Genomic DNA, 15,837 nt, shown 5'->3' with positions numbered 1-15,837 from the left:
CCGTGAAGGCCCCGCCCACGACCTGACCCGCCGATCGGCCCATGGCTCCGTTCGGCACGATCTGCCCCGCAGGCGAGGAGGATTTTTGCGCGTACCGCTGTTGGCAGGCATCGTCGTGATCGCATTGGCGGCAGGATGCTCACGCGATGCGTCCTCGCCCAAGGGCGACGCCGCGGCGGCGCACACCCCCATCGTCACGATCAGCGCCGACCAGGCGGTCTCGCCCGTACCCGCGTGGCGTGTGCCGGCCGTGCAGGTCACCGACGAGAACGTCGCCGAACTCAAGGAACAGGCCGCGCAGGCGCTGTCGCGCGGGCGGCTGTTCGGCGGAACCGACGACGCCATCCCGCTGTATTACGCGCTGCGCCGGTTCGACCCGGAGGACGCCGCAGCGAACGCGGGCTTCGACCGTTCGCTGAAGAAGCTCATCGCCAGCGGCGACGACGCGCTGAAGCAGCTCGACCGCGATCCGCTGTCGCTGCGGCGCGCGCACGAGATCGCCGCCGTCGCACGCGCGGTCGCGCCGGCGAACGTCGACATCGTCGACTACCTCGCGCGACTCGATCGCGCCGACGAAGCGCAGGAAGCCAACCGCCTGGGCGAGGAAGCGCTGAACGCCGGCCGTCTGGGCGTGGATGGCGAAACCGGTCACGCGCTCACGCATTTCCGCGAAGCATTGCAGTTGCGTCCGGACGACATGCGCGCGAACCAGGGCATCGCCGCGGTCGAAAGCGCATTGATCCGTCGCGCCGAACAGGCGTCCGATCGCGACGATTACGCCGCCGCCGAGCGCGAACTGGACATCGCCGCGAAGGTGCGTCCGAAGGCTTCCAGCGTGGAAGATGCGCGCGGTCGGCTTGCGATGCAGCGCATCGTGCGCATCAATGCGCTGCGCGACGCGGGACTGACCGCGCTGATGCGGCAGGGCGGGATCGATGAAGCGCGCCGTCACCTGGCGGTGATGCTGCGCATCGCGCCGACCGGCGATCCGGCCACGCGCGAGCTGCGCGAGCGCATCGACCTGGCCACGCACTACGGTTTGTTCCGTCCCGCGCAGGTGTTCACCGACGCCATGCAGGGCGGCGGGCGCGGGCCGCAGATGGTGGTGATCCCGCACGGCGCGTTCCGCATGGGCTCGGAGGACAACGAGGGCCAGGAATCGGAGCGCCCCGCGCGCAACATCCGGTTCGATCGCGGCTTCGCGATGTCGCGCACGGAGATCACCGTCGGGGAATTCCGCCGCTTCATGCAGGCCACCAAGCATCGCGCACGCGCCAGCCGCCGCGGGTATTCGACGGCCTACGACGAGCGCAGCGGCAACCTGGTGCGGCGCGGCAACGTCGACTGGCAGTCGGACTACGTCGGGCAGCCGGCGCGCGACGACATGCCGGTCATCCACGTCAGCGCCAAGGACGCGATGGCGTACGCGGAGTGGCTGTCGGCGCAGACCGGCCAGCGGTACCGGCTGCCGAGCGAGGCGGAATTCGAATACGCGCTGCGGGCCGGCAGTCGCGGACGTTACCCGTGGGGCGAGGGCGCACCGCCGGCGCGTACGGGGAACTTCACCGGCGGGGCCGACGTGTCGCCGAGCGGGCGGCGCTGGCGCAACGCGTTCCCGGGCTACGGCGACGGCGCATGGGGTCCGGCGCCGGTCGCGACCTATCGGCCCAACGTCTGGGGGCTGCACGACATGGCCGGCAACGTCAGCGAATGGGTCGCCGACTGCTGGCACGACACCTTCCGTCGCGCCCCGCGCGGCGGCGAGGCCTGGATCAATCCCGGTTGCCGTTCACGGGTGGTACGGGGCGGTTCGTGGGCCAGCGCACCGGAGGAGCTGCGTTCGGCCTGGCGTCAGGGCAGTGACGCCAACAACACGACCGCGCGGATAGGGTTCCGGGTGGTGCGAGACATCTGAGCATCGATCCGGCCGCGCTGCGGCGACACACTTGCCAGGGATGGAGCATGGAGGGCAGATGAGGACCGATCCTTTTGGCGGTGCGCGGCAGCAGGGCCGGCCGCGACGTGGCTTTGGCGGGATCCGCTGGTGGATCCTGATCCTGTTCGCCGGTTACGCGGCGTGGCAGTGGTTCGGCAATGCGCGCGTGGACCCCTATACGGGCGAGAAGGCGCATTACGGCACCACGGCCGACGAGGAAGTGCAGCTGGGCGCGCAGGCGTTCCAGCAGGTGCTGGGCGACGCGAACGCGCAGGGCGCGCTGCTTCCGGCCGATGCCCAGGCGAGCGTGCAGATCCGGCAGATCGCCCAGCGGCTGATCCAGCGCGTGCCCGAGGTGACCGCGCAGCTGGCCGCGCAGAACCAGCAGCAGACGCCGACCGAACACCAGCAGTTCCAGTGGGACGTCGCGGTGATCCAGTCCGACCAGGCCAACGCGTTCTGCCTGCCGGGCGGGAAGATGGCGGTCTACACCGGGCTGATCCCGATCGCGCAGAACGCCGATGCGATGGCGGTGGTGATGGGGCACGAGATCGCCCACGCGCTGCTGCGCCACGGCAGCCAGCGCATGGCCCAGCAGAAGCTGGTGCAGATGGGGCAGATGGCCGCCGGCATGGCCATCGGCGGCATGGACCCGCAACAGCAGCAGGCCGTGATGGCGGCGCTGGGTGCGGGCGCGCAATACGGCTTCATCCTGCCGTACGGGCGCAACCACGAGACGCAGGCGGACAAGGTCGGGCTGATGCTTGCGGCGGCCGCGTGCTACGACCCGAACGCGGCGATCCCGCTGTGGGAGCGCATGTCCGAACTCGGTGGCGGTGAACGCCCGCCGGAATTCGCGTCCACGCATCCCGATCCGGCTAACCGCATCCAGGTGCTGCAGTCGCTGATGCCGCAGGCGGAGCAGTTCCGCGCGCAGTACTGCGGGGCGGGTGCGAAGGCGACCGCGGCGGCGCGTTGAGGCGGGCGGGCGCAGTGCCTCCTGAGGTCATCGGCACTGCGTAGTCATATCGCCGCCTTTGGCGCGATTCCAACCCTCTGCGTCATCCCGGCGAAAGCCGGGACCCAGGCTCTCAACGCCGCGCATGCCGCGAGATTTCCTGCGAACCCAGGAATCCAGATGCCTTCGTGCGCCTGTTGGGGTGCAGCGGGCAAGACGATCAAGGTGGGTTCCAGCATTCGCTGGAATGACGGGGCATGCATGCCTCGAAGCGGGCTTGCGAACATGCAAGCGCTGCGGGCCTGGGTCCCGGCTTTCGCCGGGACGACGGACTCAAGGGCTCGTGCGAACCCCGGATACTGAATCAGCGCTTCTGCTCGCCGCCCTTGGCCTTGTTCGGCGGCGGGGTGGTGCTCTGGCCGACGCTGCCGGACAGGTTGCGCTGGAACTCGTTCCACATCTGCAGGTTGCGCTCGGTGAGCTGGTTCATCAGCGCCCAAGGGGTCTGGCCGAGGATGCCGCCCATCTGGTTGCGGAACTGCTGCTGCTGGTCGAGGAAGACCTGCATCGAACGCTCCAGGTAGCTGCCCATGAAACCCTGCAGCGAATCGCCATAGAAGCGGATGATCTGGCTCAGCAGCTGGGTCGAGAGGACCGGTTCGCCGTCCTGCTCGTGCTCGGCGATGATCTGGAGCAGGACCTGGCGGGTGAGGTCTTCGCCGCTGCGGGCGTCGCGCACCTCGAATTCCTCGCCGTCGACGATGAGCTGTCGAACGTCCTCGATGGTGATGTAACTCGAAATCTCGGTGTCGTAGAGCCGTCGGTTCGGATACTTCTTGATGACGCGCATCGAGGCCATGGAGCTTCGGCTCTAAATCGTGATGCTTCGCAGCATGGCGCAGCGGGCCGGGGCTTGCAACTGCCGCCGGGCCCGGTCGGCGCGGGCGGGCGGGGTGAATGGGGAAGACGCCGTCGCGATCGGCAACGTCCGCTGAAACAGGCAGATCGCGCAAGCCCGTCGGGGCGCGCGTTCCTACCAGCCCATGTGGTGGCCGCCGTTGATGTCGAGGTTCGAGCCGGTGATCCAGGCCGCTTCCTCGGCGACGAGGAAGGACACCGCGTAAGCGATTTCGTCGGGCGTGCCCAGGCGGCCGGTGGGGATCTCCGCCACGATCTTCGCGCGCACGTCCTCCGGCACCGCCATCACCATGTCGGTGGCGACATAGCCCGGCGACACGGTGTTGACCGTGATGCCAAAGCGCGCGTTCTCGCGCGCCAGCGAAATGGTGAAGCCGTGCATGCCGGCCTTGGCGGCGGCGTAGTTCGCCTGGCCGTACTGGCCCTTCAGGCCGTTGATGGAGCTGATCTGCACGATGCGGCCCCACTTGCGCTCGCGCATGCCTTCGATCACCGGGCGGGTCACGTTGAAGCACGAGTTGAGGTTGGTGCCAATCACCTCGTTCCACTGCATCGGCGTCATGCGGTGGAACGTGGAATCGCGCGTGATGCCGGCGTTGTTCACCAGCACCTCGATCGGGCCCAGGTCGCGTTCGACATCGGCGACCAGCGCCTGCGCTTCCTCCGGCGAGGACACGTCGCCGCGTGCGAGCACCACGTCCACGCCGCGCTCGCGCATCTTCGATTGCCAGGCCAGGGCGCGTCCTTCGTCGCGGTAATTCGTGGCGACGCGATGCCCCATCGCCGCGAGGCGCTGGACGATCGAACTGCCGATACCGCCGGTTCCGCCGGTGACGAGGGCGACGCGAGACTGCATGGGGGATCTCCTGGGCAGGCCCGCACGGCGCGCGGCCTGCATCGATTCTAGAGGCAAGCAGGCGGCCATCGTGGCGGCCGCTCATGACATTTCGTGCGGTCCGCCGTCGTGCCGCGGAATGCGCGCGGGATCGAACGCCGCCGTCGCGCGGGCGAGCAGGTCGGGCACGTCGCGCGCCTCGGCCAGCGCCGCCGGCGCCTGCCCGAGCCGGCGCCATGCTGCGCGCAGCGTCGTCAGCGGATCGGTGGGATCCACCGGCTGCGCCGCATCGGACTTGGACAGCTTGCGACCATCGGGCCCGAGCACCAAAGGCAGGTGCGCGTAGCGCGGCGTCGGCAGCCCGAGTGCACGCTGGAGCAGGATCTGCCGCGGCGTGGAATCGAGCAGATCCGCGCCGCGCACGACATCGGTGATGCCCTGGTCGGCATCGTCGACGACGACGGCAAGCTGATATGCCCAGAAACCATCCGCGCGGCGCAGTACGAAATCGCCGACCTCGCGCGAGACATCCTGTTCGATACGACCGCGGATCGCGTCGTCGAACGCCACCACGCTGCCGTCGTCCACGCGCAGGCGCACCGCGGGATCGGGACGTATCTGTCGCGCGACGCACGCCCGATGGATGCCTGACACCGTGGCAAGGTCGCTGCGGCTGCAATGGCAATAAAACGCACGGCCTTCGTTCAGCAATTTTTCGACCGCCGACTCGTACAGCGCCGAACGCCCGCTTTGCCAGACGATGTCCCCGTCCGCTTCCAGTCCGAACGCGTGCAGCGCGGCGAGCTGCCGACGGGCGGCGCCATCGACTTCACGCGGGGGATCAAGATCCTCCACGCGCACCCGCCATTGACCGCCGGCGTGGCGTGCGAGCAGCCAGCTGCCGAACGCGGCGAGCAGGGAACCGAAATGGAGATCGCCGGTCGGAGAAGGTGCGAAGCGGCCGCGGTAGCCCGATGGCGCGGGAGGTGGGATCACAAGGGCTCGTCAGGCAAAGGACCGAGGGCGGATTTCACTTGAATTCAACGCAAGCGTGCCACATTTTTCCAGCATGTCGCGCCCGTCGGGCGCTAAAGGTTCCCATCATGTTCAAGCGTGTATTCCTTTTTCTGGCCACCAACTTCGCGGTGCTGATCCTGCTGAGCATCGTGATGTCGATCCTCGGCATCGACCCGCGCACGTTCTCGGGCCTGCTGGTGATGGCGACCGTGTTCGGTTTCGGCGGTTCGCTGATTTCGCTCATGACGTCCAAGTGGATCGCCAAGCGCTCCACCGGCGCGCACGTGATCGAACAGCCGCGCAACGAATCCGAGCAGTGGCTGGTCAGTACCGTGCGTCGCCAGGCCGAAGCGGCGGGCATCAAGATGCCGGAAGTCGCCGTCTACGACGCGCCGGAAATCAACGCGTTCGCCACCGGCCCGAGCCGCAACAACTCGCTGGTCGCCGTGTCCACCGGCCTGTTGCGCGCGATGAATCGCGACGAAGCCGAAGCCGTGCTGGGCCACGAAGTCAGCCACGTCGCCAACGGCGACATGGTCACGATGGCGCTGATCCAGGGCGTGCTCAACACGTTCGTGATCGTGCTGGCGCGCGTGGTCGGCCGCGTGATCGACAGCTACCTCAGCGGCAATCGCGAAGGCGGCCCGGGCCTGGGGTATTTCGCCATCGTGTTCGTGCTCGACATGGTGTTCGGCCTGTTCGCCAGCATGATCGCGATGTGGTTCTCGCGCCATCGCGAGTTCCGCGCCGACGCCGGCGGTGCGCGCCTTGCCGGTCGCGACAAGATGATCGCCGCGCTGCAGCGCCTGTCGATGACCTACGGCGAGAGCACGCTGCCCAAGACGGTGCAGGCGTTCGGCATCAGCGGCGCCGTGGGCCACGGCCTGCGCCGCCTCTTCCTGAGCCATCCGCCGCTGGAAGAGCGCATCGTCGCGCTGCAGAACGCGCCGTTGGAGCAGGTCCGCGGGACGGTGGTGAGCTGATCCTTCGTTACGTGATCGGTAATGCAAAGGCCCGCCGAAAGGCGGGCTTTTTGTTTGTCGGGCAGTTGGATTCCCGCCTTCGCGGGCATGACGGGTCTACCGTTCGCTGCTTTGGGAGTGCCCGCACGCTGCGGGCCTGGGTCCCGGCTTTCGCCGGGATGACGGATCACACACGCTCTTCCCGATTCCCGATTCCCGATTCCCGATTCCCGACCGCGAGATCAGAACTCGTAATCCATCGCCGGGCCCGGCGGTGCGAGGAAGTTGCCCTGCGCGTAGTCGATGCCGGCGCCGAACAGCGCGCTCATGCTCGCCGCGTCCTGCACGAATTCGGCGATGGTCGTCTTGCCCTGTTCGCGCGCCTTCTCGGCGATCTCGCGCAGGCGGGCCTGATGGTCCGGATTGCTGCCCAGGTCTTCCATGAAGCTGCGGTCGATCTTCAGCAGCGCCGCGTTGAAGTGGGTCAGCAACTGGAACGAATTCAGGCCCACGCCGAACTGTTCCAGTCCCACGCGTACGCCGTACTGCGCGACCTGCGCCTGGAATTCCTGCGCCGCGCGCAGGTGCGTGAAGACCTTCGATTCGGGCAGCTGCAGCACCAGCAGGTTGCCGTCCGCGGCGTGCTTGGCCAGCTTTTCCTGGATGAACTGCGCGAGCGTGTTGTCCTGCAGCGAGGCCTGCGTGATCTTCACCAGCACCGTCGTCGGACGACCGGCACGCGAGCGCTCGCCGATGGTCGAGATCGCCTTGCCGACGACCCAGCGGTCGATTTCCCACAACAGCCCGTGTTCTTCGGCGATCTGCAGGAACGCCAGCGGCGGCACGAGTTCGCCGTGTTCGCCCTGCAGGCGGAGGTAGGCCTCGTACATCTCCAGCGGCTCGCCGTGCATGGCGATGAGCGGCTGGTACTCCATGACGAAACGGTCGGCGTCGAGCGCGTCGCGGATGCGCTGCACCCAGGCTTCCACGCGCTCTTCCTCGGCGCGGTCGGCCGCGCCGGGGTCGAACAGTTCGGTGCGGTTGCCGCCCACGCCACTGGCCGATTGCAGGCACTGGCTGGCCTTGCCGAGCACCGCGGTGATGCTCGCGATCTTCTCGCCGATGAGCACGCCGCCGATGCTGACGGTAGTGCTGACCGAGCGATCGGCCGTTTCCAGCACGGAGTCGGCGAACGCCGTGCGGAGTTTTTCCGCCAGGCCGGTGACCAGGCGGTGGTCGGCGTTGGGCACGAGCACGGCGAACTGGTGTTCGCCGAATCGCGCCGCGACGTGGTCCGCGCCCAGCACGGTACGCAGGCGGTCGCCCATCGCCGACACCAGCGCGTCGGCGGCGTCCAGGCCGATGTCCTGCAGCAGGCGGTTGAAGTGGTCCGGCTCGATCAGCAGCAGGCCGTGGTGCGACGCGCTCTGCGCGGCGTCGGCCACGGTGTCTTCCAGCGAGCGCAGGAACGTCGCGCGGTTGAGCAGGCCGGTGACCTGGTCGCGCTGGCGCAGTTCCTCGACTTCGCGCGCGAGCTCGGGGTCGACTTCCTGCCGGCGCAGGATCACCTGCAGGCAGTGCTCGCCTTCGTAGGTCGCGGTGGTGAATTCCATCACCGCCGGGAAACCGCTGCCGTCGAGCGCGCGCGCTTCGGTCTCGTGCCGCGGCGGGGCCTCGCCCTTGCTGATCTGCTTGAGCAGCTGCTTGAATCCTTCGACCTTGGACGGGGCGATCAGGTCGAGCAGCGACATGCCTTCGATGTCCTCGAAGGACTCGAAGCCGAAGATTTCCAGGTACGCCGGGTTGGCGCGGATGTGCATGCCTTCGTGGATGTAGGCGATGGGCTCGCGCGAGGAGTCGATGAGCGCGTCGCAACGGCGCTCGGTCTCGCGGATCTGCGCTTCCAGGCGGCGCTGCGAACGACGCGCCTCCAGGTCGGCCCATTCCTGGCGGACGCGGACCTGCACGTGCTCGCCGCTGCGGCGCAGCAGGATGCCGCGCGCGCCGAGCGTGATCATCTCCATCAGGCGCGAGTCGTCGACCGTGTCCAGCAGCATCAGCACCGGCAGGTCCTTGCCGCTGGCGTCGACTGCCTGCATGACCTTGGTGATCGGCACCAGCGTGGCCTCGCGCGCGGCGAGCACCAGGTCCGGCGACTGACTCGCGATGAGCGTGGCCAGTTCGTTCTCGTTTTCCGGTCGCGACGGCCGCACGGCGATGCCGCTGTTGCGCAGGCCGCTGACGATGGCCTCGGCTGCCTCGACGCTGTCGTCGACGATCAGCAGGCGCAGCGCCGTGTCTTTCCCGAATTGCATTGCGTCACCTCCCCATGCACGAGTTATGACATGAACGGGAGTGTTCAGTCCATTCACGCACGCCGGTTTTGGGGGATATGACGGTTTAGCGACCAACGCGGGCCGAACTTGAGACCGGCGTCGCGCTGGCACCGTCGAGTCCGACGAGGCGGCGGCGCTCGGCTCAGAGCGGGCGTTTGCCCGGGTCGCCCGCCACTTCGCGCACCAGCTTCGGCACGAGATAGCCCGACACCCGCGCGGCGAGTTCGCGATGCAGGCGCAGGGCGGTGTCGTCGGCGACCTCGAAGTGGGCCGAGCCCTGCACGCGGTCGAGCTGGTGCAGGTAGTAGGGCAGCACGCCGGCGGCGTGGCCCCGTTCGCTCAGCGCGGCGAGTGCGTCGACCGAGTCGTTGACCCCGCGCAGCAGCACGGCCTGGTTGAGCAGCATCGCGCCGGCGCCACGAAGCCGGGCCAGCGCCGCGTCGACGTGGGCGTCGAACTCGTTCGCATGGTTGGCGTGCAGCACGACGGTGACCGGCCAGGGGAGCGCGGCGAGCCAGGCGGCCAACGCCTCGTCGACGCGCTCGGGCAGCACGACCGGCAGCCGCGTGTGCACGCGCAGGCGCTTGAGGTGCGGCACCGTCGCCAGCGCATCGGTGAGTTCGACGAGCTTGGGCGTGGCCAGCGACCACGGATCGCCACCGGAGAGGATCACTTCGTCGATCGAGTCGTCGGCGCGGATCGCGGCCACGGCATCGCGCCAACCGGCCGCCGCGGCGGTTTCCTCGGCGTACGGGAAGTGGCGCCGGAAGCAATAGCGGCAGTGGATCGCGCACGAGCCGGTGGCGATCAGCAGCGCTCGACCGCGGTACTTGCGGATGACGCCGTGGCCGGCCTTGGCCGCCGAGTCGCCGACGGGGTCGAGCGTGAAGCCCGGCATCGGCTGCATCTCGGCGTCCAGCGGCAGCACCTGGCGCAGCAGCGGGTCGTGCGGGTCGCCGTGGTGCATGCGCGCGACGAAGCCGTGCGGCACCCGCAGCGGGAACTGCGCGGCTGCCTCGCCCGACAGGCGCAGGCCGGCCGCTTCCAGCCCCAGCATCGCCAGCAGCTCCCGCGGGTCGCGCACGGCGTCGCGCCACAGCTGTTGCCAGCGCGGCGGGGCGGCAGGGGACGGAGCAGGGTGAAGAGCGGTGGGGGCAGCAGGTATCATGGCGGACCGGTTTTCCTTGCGCCGCGGCCATCGGCCGGGCACAACAGCCCGACATTCTAGCCTCCCGCCTGCATTTCACCCGAAGTGGGGCGGCCCGGCGACACCTATTCACCTACGCAGGAGCTCCACTCATGGCCACCCTGGGCATGAACGACGTCAAGACCGGACAGAAGATCCTGGTCAACAACGACCCGTGCATCATCACCGAAACCGAGTACGTCAAGCCGGGCAAGGGCCAGGCCTTCACGCGCGTGAAGTACCGCAGCATCAAGTCGGGCCGCGTGGTCGAAATGACCATGAAGGCGACCGACAACGTCGAGCAGGCCGACGTCGTGGATACCGACATGCAGTACCTGTATTCGGACGGCGAGTACTGGCACTTCATGAACCAGGAGTCGTTCGAGCAGGTGCAGGCCGACAAGGCGGGCATGGGCGGCGCCGAGAAGTGGCTCAAGGGCGAGGAAGAGTGCGTGGTCACGCTGTGGAACGGCACCCCGATCGCCGTGCAGCCGCCGAACTTCGTCGAGCTGAAGATCACCGAGACCGACCCGGGCGTCCGTGGCGACACCTCGGGCGGCGGCGGCAAGCCGGCGACGCTGGAAACCGGCGCCGTGGTCCGCGTGCCGCTGTTCGTCGGCCAGGAAGAAGTGATCAAGGTCGACACCCGCTCCGGCGAATACGTCAGCCGAGTGAAGTGACGATCTGACCCGTGGCCGCTGCGCGGCCACGGCTTTGTCAGATCGTCATCCCGGCGAAAGCCGGGATCCAGCGTCATCCCGGCGAAAGCCGGGATCCAGCGTCATCCCGGCGAAAGCCGGGATCCAGGCTGTCACGCGACCCGGAAGAAACCGGGCCGTGACCTTCCCCAAACACCGGGAAGTCATCCTGGAACAAAGCGGGCCGCCCACGGCCCGCCTCCTCCCCAACCCTTCCCTGCAGGCAGGGGAGGGAGCAGACAAAGCGAGAACGCATGACCCACGACCGCACGCCCGAATCCTGCGATCTGCTGATCGAAGCCGGCTGGGTCGTGCCGGTCGTCCCGCACGGCGTGGTCCTTGAAGACCACGCCGTTGCCGTTCGTGACGGCGCGATCCTCGCCGTGCTGCCGATCCGCGAGGCGCGCGAGCGCTTCGCCGCGAAGGAAAACGTCTCACGTCCCGACGCCGCGTTGGTGCCGGGCCTGGTCAACGCGCACACGCACAACCCGATGACGCTGCTGCGCGGCATCGCCGACGACCTGCCGCTGATGGAGTGGCTGCAGGGCCATATCTGGCCGGTCGAAGGCGCGGTGATGGGGCCGGAGTTCATCGAGGACGGCATCGCGCTGGCCATCGCCGAAATGCTCCGCGGCGGCACCACCTGCGCCAACGAGAACTACTTCTTCCCCGACGTGCAGGCCGCGGTCTACAAGCAGCACGGTTTCCGCGCGCGCGTCGGTCTGCCGGTGATCGATTTCCCCACCGCGTGGGCGAAGACGTCGGAGGAGTATTTCGAGCGCGCCGGCGAAGTGCACGACCAGTGGCGCGACGACCCGCTGGTGGCGACGACCTTCGCGCCGCACGCGCCGTACACCGTGTCGGACGAGAACTTCGAGCGCATCCGCATGCTGTCGGACCAGCTCGACATCCCCGTGCACCTGCACACGCACGAGACGGCGCAGGAAGTCGTGGAGTCGCACGACAAGCATGGCCAGCGTCCGATCGCGCGCCTTGACCGCCTCGGCTTGATCAACGATCGCCTGATCGCCGTGCACATGACGCAGCTCACCGACGCGGAAATCGCGCTGTGCGCGCAGCGCGGCGTGAGCGTGGTGCATTGCCCCGAATCCAACCTCAAGCTGGCCTCGGGTTTCTGCCCGGTCGGCAAGCTGGTGAAGGCCGGCGTGAACGTCGCCATCGGCACCGACGGCTGCGCCAGCAACAACGACCTGGACATGTTCGGCGAAACGCGCACCGCCGCGCTGCTCGCCAAGGCCGTGGCCGAAGACGCGTCCGCGTTCGATGCCGCCACGGCGCTGCACGCGGCCACGCTCGGCGGCGCGCGTGCGCTGGGTTTCGACGCGACGATCGGTTCGATCGAACCGGGCAAGCAGGCCGACCTGGTCTGCGTCGACCTGGGCCAGATCGAGACGCAGCCGCTGCACCACATCGTCTCGCAACTGATCTACGCCACCGGGCGCCACCAGGTGAGCGACGTGTGGATCGCCGGCCGCGCGAAGTTGCGCGAACGCATGCTCGTCGACATGGACGCCGCCGCGCTGGTCGCCAACGCGCGGCAGTGGCGCGAGCGGATCGCGGCGATCCGTTTGACCTGACGGCGCAACGACGCTTCGTGCCTTCCTCCCCGCGGGGGGCGACGCTTCAACGAGGACTCCCATGACTGCCCAGACGTCCAGCGACACCAATTACACCCAGTCCGAACTCGACAAGTTCGGCGCGCTCGCGCAGCGCTGGTGGGATCCCGAAGGTCCGCAGAAGCCGCTGCACGCGCTCAATCCGGCACGCCTGGGTTACGTCGCCGCGCGCATGCCGCTGCGCGGTGCGCGCGTGCTCGACGTCGGCTGCGGCGCGGGGCTGCTGAGCGAGGCGATGGCGCGCGAAGGTGCGCAGGTCACCGCGCTGGACCTCGCGCCGGAGCTGGTGAAGGTCGCGCGCCTGCACGGCCTGGAATCGGGCGTGAAGGTCGATTACCGCCTGCAGTCGGTCGAATCGCTCGCCGGGGAAATGGCGGGGCAGTTCGATGCGATCACCTGCATGGAAATGCTCGAGCACGTGCCCGATCCGGGTTCGATCATCCGCGCCTGCGCGACGCTGCTGCGTCCGGGCGGCAAGCTGTTCCTGTCGACGTTGAACCGCACGCCGGCGGCATTCGCGCTGGCGATCGTCGGCGCCGAATACATCGCGCGCCTGCTGCCGCGCGGCACGCACCAGTACCGCGATTTCATCAAGCCGCACGAACTGGCGGCGTGGCTGCGCGAGGCCGGATTGTCGCTGGAAGACGTGAGCGGCCTGATGTACGAGCCGTGGCGCAACGGCGCGCGCATCATCCCGCGCACCGACGTGAACTACCTCGCCTGCGCGGCGAAGCCGGACGCCGCCTGATGGCCGTCGAGGCGGTGAAGTTCCCGAAGGCCGTGCTGTTCGATCTGGACGGAACGCTGCTGGACAGCGCGCCCGACATGGTCGCCGCCATCGACGCGATGCGCGCCGCGCGCGGCCAGCCGCCGATGTCGCTGGAGGCGTTGCGTCCGCATGTGTCCAAGGGCGCGCGCGCGATGGTCAAGGCCGCGTTCGGCGACGTACCGGAGGAAGAACGCGAGCGCTGGATTCCCGAATTCCTCGACTGCTATCAGCAGGCGCTCGGCAAGCACGGAACGCTTTTCGACGGCGTGGACGCGATGCTCGCCGCGCTGGAAGACGCCGGCTGCGTGTGGGGCATCGTCACCAACAAGCCCGAATACCTCGCGCGCGAGCTGATGCCCGTGCTGGGCTGGGAACAGCGATGCGCGGTGCTGATCGGCGGCGATACGCTGAGCGCGCGCAAGCCCGATCCGCTGCCGCTCATCGTCGCGGCCGAGCGCATCGGCATCGCCCCGGAAGACTGCGTGTACGTCGGCGACGACGAGCGCGACATCATCGCCGCGCGCGCCGCCGGCATGCCCTCGGTGGTCGCGCTGTGGGGTTATCGCCTCGACGAGGACGATCCGATCGCCTGGCAGGGCGACGTCATGATCGACGTGCCGTCGCAACTGATCGCCGCGCAGGCGTGGCCGACCACGCGATGAGCGATGCCGCACACGAGCCCGCCGGCCCGGCACGCGACGAAGCGCTCGACAGCTTCCTCGACAAATGGCGCGCGCGCTGGCCGGAATGGGCGGTCGCGCAGGCGTTCGTGCCGCCGCAGCAGCGCGACATCGCCATCGCATGGGCGGCGTTGCAGCAGGAGCTGACCGACGCGGCCTGGGGCGGCAGCGACGCGCGCCCGGGCGAGGCGAAGCTCGCGTGGTGGATGGAAGAACTGCAGGGCTGGTCGCGCGGCCTGCGCCGGCACCCGCTCGGCATCACGCTGCAGAAGCACGCCGCGCCGTGGACGAGCTTGGGCGCGGCGATTCCTTCGTTGCGCGACAGCCGGGAGCGTCCGCGCGATCGCGACGACGCCTTCGCCGCGTTGGCGCCCTTCGCGCAGGCGGTGGTGCAGATCGAAGCGGCGCTGTTCGACGCGGGCGCCGCCGATGCCGCCATCGTGCAGGCCGGGCTGCTGCAGGCGCGCCTTGCGCACACCGGTGAGGCGTCGGTGCCGATGAGCGTCATCGCGCGGATGGGCGAGGGCAGCACGCGGGCCTGGGCGGCGGAACTGCTCGATCACTGGCCGCACGGCGACGCCAGCCGTCCGCGCCGCGTCTGGAACGCCCTCGCACGCCAGCGCCTGCGGCGAGGCGATGCCTCGCTGCCGCTGCCGCCGTGGGCGGCCCTCTGGACGACCTGGCGTGGCGCCCGCGGCTGAGGTTTCGCGGCGCCTATCGCCACGATAGGCGCGCCGATGCGTCGAAACTGACTGTTGCAGCCTGTCCGACTGGCCGTCCGGATGCGGCCGCTACAATGGCCCGGCTTGCGCTCCCCCGCGCCAACCCCACATCGTCCGCCGTGACCACGACTTCCTCCACTCCGCGCCGTCTGCCCGATGTCGCCTTCGATGCCGCGGCCGCGGCGCGTCCGCTCGACTGGGTCGGCATGTCCAACATCGCCCTGCCGCTCCGCGTGGCCGGGCCCGACGGCGAGGCGATCACCGTCGCCGCCTCGGTCGACGTCAGTGTCGACCTCAAGGACGCCAACGCCCGCGGCATCCACATGTCGCGCATGTACCTGCAATTGCAGAACGCCTTCGCCAGCGAGACGGTGACGCCCGCCGGCCTGCGTCGCGTGCTGCAGACGCTCATCGAGAAGCAGGGAGGCATTTCCAGCGCCGCCCGGCTGGTCCTGCGCTACGAGCAGCTGCTGCTGCGCCGTGCCCTGGCCAGCGAAAACGCCGGCTGGAAGCGCTATCCGGTCGAGATCGACGCGACCCTGCGCGACGGCCACCTGCATCTGGGGCTGGCCTTCTCGGTCGAATACTCCAGCACCTGCCCGGCGTCGGCCGCGCTGTCGCGCCAGCTCAATGCCGAACGTTTCGCCGAGGATTTCGCCGCCGCGCGTCCGCTGTCCACGGCCGTGGTGAGCGAATGGCTGGCGTCCGAACGCGGCCTGGCCGCGACGCCGCATGCCCAGCGCAGCCGCGCCGACGTTCGCGTCGAACTGCGCCCCGCCTTTGACGAGGTGCCGCTCGCGGCGCTGATCGACGGTCTGGAAGCCGCCCTCGCCACGCCGGTCCAGACGGCCGTGAAGCGCGAGGACGAGCAGGCCTTCGCCCGCCTCAACGCCGAAAACCTGATGTTCTGTGAAGACGCCGCCCGCCGCGTCGCCGCCGCGCTGTCGGCCGACCCGCGCATCGAGCGCTTCGACGCCCAGGTCTCGCACTTTGAAAGCCTCCACGCCCACGACGCCGTCGCGCGTGTGACCGGGCAGGGCGCCGCCCAGGCCTGACGCTGCGGGGCACCGCCGGCCCCGGCGTCGCTGCCCTTCGTCGGAGGGTTTCGCGACCGGCGTCTCATTACGCTATGCTCCCCGACCTTGCTCGGGGACCTAGACGGGTTATGGGGAAACCCTTTCGT

General features: G+C 69.0%; 14 protein-coding genes. 9 read left to right on the top strand and 5 right to left on the bottom strand.

Annotated features, from left to right (window positions below):
* The first annotated feature begins 85 nt into the window (after positions 1-85).
* Both LA521A_RS12025 and LA521A_RS12020 read left to right on the top strand, forming a co-directional pair.
* Complete coding sequence (locus LA521A_RS12025; RefSeq protein WP_281779139.1) at positions 86-1,915, top strand: formylglycine-generating enzyme family protein; 1,830 nt, start codon at positions 86-88, stop codon at positions 1,913-1,915.
* 58 nt (positions 1,916-1,973) lie between these two features.
* Positions 1,974-2,915, top strand: a complete 942-nt coding sequence (locus LA521A_RS12020) for a M48 family metallopeptidase (RefSeq protein ID WP_281779138.1) — start codon at positions 1,974-1,976, stop codon at positions 2,913-2,915.
* A 343-nt stretch (positions 2,916-3,258) separates the two neighbouring features.
* Here LA521A_RS12020 and phaR read toward each other — a convergent pair whose 3' ends face one another.
* The 3 genes from phaR to gluQRS form a co-directional block, all read right to left on the bottom strand.
* Entirely contained in the window at positions 3,259-3,753 is a 495-nt protein-coding gene (gene phaR, locus LA521A_RS12015) for a polyhydroxyalkanoate synthesis repressor PhaR (protein ID WP_281779137.1), read from the bottom strand.
* A gap of 174 nt (positions 3,754-3,927) precedes the next feature.
* Complete coding sequence (gene phbB / locus LA521A_RS12010; protein WP_281779136.1) at positions 3,928-4,668, bottom strand: acetoacetyl-CoA reductase; 741 nt, start codon at positions 4,666-4,668, stop codon at positions 3,928-3,930.
* A gap of 81 nt (positions 4,669-4,749) precedes the next feature.
* Positions 4,750-5,643, bottom strand: coding sequence for a tRNA glutamyl-Q(34) synthetase GluQRS (gene gluQRS, locus LA521A_RS12005; RefSeq protein WP_281779135.1), 894 nt, complete (start codon positions 5,641-5,643; stop codon positions 4,750-4,752).
* 107 nt (positions 5,644-5,750) lie between these two features.
* On the opposite strand from gluQRS, the gene htpX reads away from it, so the two are divergent.
* A complete protein-coding gene (htpX, locus tag LA521A_RS12000; RefSeq protein ID WP_281779134.1) occupies positions 5,751-6,647 on the top strand; it encodes a protease HtpX in 897 nt (298 codons plus the stop codon).
* 221 nt (positions 6,648-6,868) lie between these two features.
* Here htpX and LA521A_RS11995 read toward each other — a convergent pair whose 3' ends face one another.
* Both LA521A_RS11995 and epmB read right to left on the bottom strand, forming a co-directional pair.
* Positions 6,869-8,941, bottom strand: coding sequence for an EAL domain-containing response regulator (locus tag LA521A_RS11995; RefSeq protein WP_281779133.1), 2,073 nt, complete (start codon positions 8,939-8,941; stop codon positions 6,869-6,871).
* A 163-nt stretch (positions 8,942-9,104) separates the two neighbouring features.
* Positions 9,105-10,130, bottom strand: coding sequence for an EF-P beta-lysylation protein EpmB (gene epmB, locus LA521A_RS11990; RefSeq protein WP_281779132.1), 1,026 nt, complete (start codon positions 10,128-10,130; stop codon positions 9,105-9,107).
* Positions 10,131-10,261: 131 nt separating this feature from the next.
* Between epmB and efp the strand changes: the two genes are divergently transcribed.
* From efp to folE2, 6 genes are all read left to right on the top strand, one after another.
* Positions 10,262-10,828, top strand: coding sequence for an elongation factor P (efp, locus tag LA521A_RS11985; RefSeq protein ID WP_281779131.1), 567 nt, complete (start codon positions 10,262-10,264; stop codon positions 10,826-10,828).
* A gap of 272 nt (positions 10,829-11,100) precedes the next feature.
* Complete coding sequence (locus LA521A_RS11980; protein ID WP_281779130.1) at positions 11,101-12,444, top strand: TRZ/ATZ family hydrolase; 1,344 nt, start codon at positions 11,101-11,103, stop codon at positions 12,442-12,444.
* 61 nt (positions 12,445-12,505) lie between these two features.
* Positions 12,506-13,231 (top strand): bifunctional 2-polyprenyl-6-hydroxyphenol methylase/3-demethylubiquinol 3-O-methyltransferase UbiG, encoded by a 726-nt coding sequence (ubiG, locus tag LA521A_RS11975; protein WP_281779129.1) that lies wholly within the window; start codon positions 12,506-12,508, stop codon positions 13,229-13,231.
* Positions 13,231-13,914, top strand: coding sequence for a phosphoglycolate phosphatase (locus LA521A_RS11970; protein ID WP_281779128.1), 684 nt, complete (start codon positions 13,231-13,233; stop codon positions 13,912-13,914). The genes ubiG and LA521A_RS11970 overlap by 1 nt, the downstream gene beginning before the upstream one ends.
* The gene (locus tag LA521A_RS11965; protein ID WP_281779127.1) at positions 13,911-14,633 is read left to right on the top strand and encodes a phytoene/squalene synthase family protein; all 723 of its coding nucleotides are present in this window, start codon (positions 13,911-13,913) and stop codon (positions 14,631-14,633) included. The genes LA521A_RS11970 and LA521A_RS11965 overlap by 4 nt, the downstream gene beginning before the upstream one ends.
* Before the next feature lie 140 nt (positions 14,634-14,773).
* Positions 14,774-15,709 (top strand): GTP cyclohydrolase FolE2, encoded by a 936-nt coding sequence (gene folE2 / locus LA521A_RS11960; RefSeq protein WP_281779126.1) that lies wholly within the window; start codon positions 14,774-14,776, stop codon positions 15,707-15,709.
* Positions 15,710-15,837 lie beyond the last annotated feature (128 nt).

This window comes from Lysobacter auxotrophicus, assembly GCF_027924565.1.
Lineage (GTDB): Bacteria > Pseudomonadota > Gammaproteobacteria > Xanthomonadales > Xanthomonadaceae > Lysobacter_J > Lysobacter_J auxotrophicus.
The sequence above is the reverse complement of the archived record's forward strand: the minus strand, read 5'-3'. Positions and strand labels throughout refer to the sequence as shown.